Here is a 1871-nt window from a genome sequence, read left to right as displayed (position 1 = left end):
CAAAACCCATGAACTACAAAGTTTTATTGTTTGCAATACTAAGCATGACGCTTGGTAGCAGATATTGTTACAGCCAGCAGAAAAAAGTTACATATGATATTAACAGCCTGCTGAAAGAAAATAAACTGGTGAAAGCCTACCCCCGGCAAACAGTTGCAGAACTTACCGACGGTAGTAAACAAGGCCTTACTTCGGATGGTATTTTGTGGCTTAAAGATGTGGATTTTAAAACGGGCACTGTTGATGTCGACCTGCGTGGGAGAGATGTTTTTCAGCAAAGCTTTTTAGGCATAGTTTTTCATGGCGTTGATACCACAACCAATGATGTAGTTTCTTTCAGGCCTTTTAATTTTCAAGCTATGGATACGCTGAGGCGTAAGCATTCGGTACAATACATGACCGCGCCTGATTTTCCGTGGGATAAACTCCGAAAAGAACATCCATTGGTTTATGAAAACGAGGTTACCCCGTCTCCGCTGGCTACCGCCTGGTTTCATGCGCGCATCGTGATCAATGTCGATGATATTGTTGTATATGTTGATTATTCCAACAAACCATCACTCACTGTGAAAAAGTTAAATAGCCGGCAAAACGGGCTCATCGGACTGTGGTCGTCCGGACTGCCCGGTGATTTTGCCAATCTTGTTATCACTCAATAATTATAAACCAATCATCATGAAAAAGTTAATCTTAATGTTGACGCTCTTCGCTGCTGTAAAAGCATCAGCACAACAAAAGTACCAGTTGCACGACCTTTCTGTTGTAAACCCTAAAGAATGGATCATCCCTAAAAGTGATACGCTCGACTATGAGCAAGGGAGTTTTGACGGAAAAAAAGCTTTGCTTATCAAACGTAAAATATTCAACTATAAATCGGCCAGTTTAGCTTATAAGCCCGGTTTAAACTTTAAGGATGGTATTATTGAAATGGATGTAGCCTGTATACTTCCCAAGGGTGGCTTTGTGGGGCTTGCTTTTCGTATCCAGGATGATCATCATTACGAAACTGTTTATTTCAGGCCGGGATCATCAGGAACCATTAACGCTATTCAATACATGCCCGAAAAAAAGACCGAATTTAACTGGTGGGATTATGAGGCCGAAAAATACCAGGCCAAAGCTATAATTCCGCAAAATAAATGGTTCCATATCAAGGTGGTGGTGCAGGGCAGTAAAATGGAAGTTTATGTAGATAATGCTGCAAAGCCGGCAATGGTATATACCGAACTCGATCCATCCTTAAAAAGCGGTGCAGTAGGTTACTGGCATGGCAACTGTCCGGAAGGTGCTTACAAAAATCTTGTTGTAAAAGCCTTTAATTAAAACTGTATGAGGAGGATTTTATTGATACTGTTGTTTTTTGTACCGGCTATAGTTACAGCCCAAAACATCCCTTATGGTAATAATCCTGCTGCAGGTAATTATCTGAAAGTAAAAGATGGTACCCGTATTTACTACGAAACCTATGGAATGGGCAGGCCGCTGGTATTATTGCACGGTGGCCTCTATGGCGAGATTTCGGAATATGAAAACCTGATCCCCGTGTTGAGCAAAAACTTTATGGTGATAGCCATAGCTACCCGGGGCCACACCAAATCGGAGATAGGGCATCAGCCCTATACTTATGAACTAATGTCGGATGATGCTTATTCGGTGATCAGGTACATTACTAAAGACAGCGTTACACTCATCGGTTTCAGTGACGGTGCAGTGATAGCCCTTGACCTCACTATTCGCCATCCCGATTTGGTGAAGAAGCTGGTGTTTGCCGGCGGAAACGTTTCAGCAGCAAGCTATCGCCCCGGCGAAATGGAAGAATTGAAAGGCTTAACCGGCGCATCGCTTGAACGTGATATGCCTGATTTTGTACG

The 1871-nt window shown here is 42.7% G+C and carries 3 protein-coding genes; all 3 read left to right on the top strand.

Annotated elements, in window-relative coordinates; all coding sequences use genetic code 11:
• Positions 1-659 (top strand): hypothetical protein (locus VF500_RS29030; protein WP_330863001.1); only part of this gene is annotated, 659 nt, incomplete at its 5' end.
• Positions 660-675: 16 nt separating this feature from the next.
• Positions 676-1323, top strand: a complete 648-nt coding sequence (locus VF500_RS29025; RefSeq protein WP_330863000.1) for a LamG-like jellyroll fold domain-containing protein — start codon at positions 676-678, stop codon at positions 1321-1323.
• Positions 1324-1329: 6 nt separating this feature from the next.
• A partial coding sequence (locus VF500_RS29020; RefSeq protein ID WP_330862999.1) for an alpha/beta hydrolase occupies positions 1330-1871 on the top strand: 542 nt, incomplete at its 3' end.

It is taken from the genome of Mucilaginibacter sp., assembly GCF_036383575.1.
Lineage (GTDB): Bacteria > Bacteroidota > Bacteroidia > Sphingobacteriales > Sphingobacteriaceae > Mucilaginibacter.
The sequence above is the reverse complement of the archived record's forward strand: the minus strand, read 5'-3'. Positions and strand labels throughout refer to the sequence as shown.

Excerpts from the sequence above, each read along its gene's own strand:
- VF500_RS29025 (WP_330863000.1), top strand. The coding sequence starts at position 676 with ATGAAAAAGTTAATCTTAATGTTGACGCTCTTCGCTGCTGTAAAAGCA.